The sequence below is a fragment of the Calidithermus timidus DSM 17022 genome (assembly GCF_000373205.1).
Lineage (GTDB): Bacteria > Deinococcota > Deinococci > Deinococcales > Thermaceae > Calidithermus > Calidithermus timidus.
Genome location: NZ_KB890695.1, coordinates 1 through 1,375, shown reverse-complemented (window position 1 = coordinate 1,375; position 1,375 = coordinate 1). Strand labels below are relative to the sequence as shown.

General features: G+C 67.9%; 2 protein-coding genes. Both read left to right on the top strand.

Annotated elements, in window-relative coordinates:
• The coding region (locus B047_RS0106490) for an ABC transporter substrate-binding protein (protein WP_018466143.1) at positions 1-921 on the top strand (921 nt) is incomplete at its 5' end.
• 18 nt (positions 922-939) lie between these two features.
• A partial coding sequence (locus B047_RS16415) for an ABC transporter substrate-binding protein (RefSeq protein ID WP_169336590.1) occupies positions 940-1,375 on the top strand: 436 nt, incomplete at its 3' end.

The following is a 1,375-nucleotide window of genomic DNA, read 5'->3' as shown; positions in this document are numbered from 1 at the left end:
CAGCGCCGGGTGCTCTTCTTCAACATCGGCTCGCCCGACGACCGGCTGCGCCAGGAGGCTTGCAGCCGCTACACCTTCCACATCGAAGCCAGCGCCGCCATGTACCTCGACGCCCTGGCCGCCTGGCTCGCCCGTGCGGGCCTGCGCCGCTGGTTCGTGGTGTACCCGGACTCCGACGAGGGGAAAGCCCTCTACCGACGGGCGCTCGAGGCCCTCCAACGGCAACCTGGAAGCGGCGAAGTGGGCAGGGTAGCGGTGCGCTTGGGGCAGGCAGACTATACAGCCGTCATCCAGGAGATCCGTAGGGCAAGTCCAGAGGGAGTCCTGTTACTGCTGGACGCCCAGGACCAGCTGGCTTTTCTGGGTCAGTACGAACTCGAGAGCCCCCAGGCTCAGATCGTCGCCTTCCCCGACCCCATCACCCAGACCCGCAACTTCCTTATCGCCCTGCGACTGACGGCCCCCCAGGCAGGCACTGGCTACCGGGCAGCTTTGTGGGAGACGGCTTTGCAAAGCGGGGGAGCCGGTGAACTCAACGCCCGCTTCACCTCGCGCTGGGGCGAACCCACGGACCCTTCGGCCTGGGCGGCGTATGCCTCGGTCAAGGTACTCCTCGAGGCGGCCTTCTCCAGCGGAGGAACCGGAATTGCTGGGCTCATGGCCTACCTGGAAGACCCCAAAACCTCCTTTGACCTCTACAAAGGGATACCCCTCTCCTTCCGCCCCTGGGACCACCAGCTCAGGCAGCCGCTCTACCTGGTGAAGCCCGACCCCGAAGCTCCTCTGGGCATCGACCTATCCCACAAGGTTGGCCTGGCAAGCCTGGCGGGCCAGGTCCCGGAGATCCCCCCCGGGGCCGACCCCACGCCCCTGCTCGACCAACTGGGAGATCTGGCTCAGGGCTCGAGCTGCCGGCGCTGAGGAGGTGTAACGCTGAAAATGATGCCGAAGCACCCATTGACCCGCCGCCAGGTTCTGGCCTTTGGCGGCAGCGCCCTGGCCCTGGGTACCCTGCGGGCCCTGGCCCAACCCAAGGAGGAAGCCCTGCGCCTGGGCGTGGTCCTTCCCTCCCAGCCGAGGTCCAGCCTGGAAAGGGCGGTGGTAGAAGCCGCGCGGATGGGCCTCGAGATGGGGCGGGACGAGTACGGCTTCAACGCCAGCCTGGTGGGGCAGCGCCTGGAGGTGCTCCTGCGCACCGCTGCAGATCCCCAAGCAGCCGTGCGGGAGGCCGAGCGGCTGCTGGGAAGTGAGGAGGTCTATGCGCTGGTGGGGGGGCTCGGGGGCCAAGCCGAGGCCCTGAGCCGGCTGGCCGAGCAGCGCCGGGTGCTCTTCTTCAACATCGGCTCGCCCGACGACCGGCTGCGCCAGGAGGCTT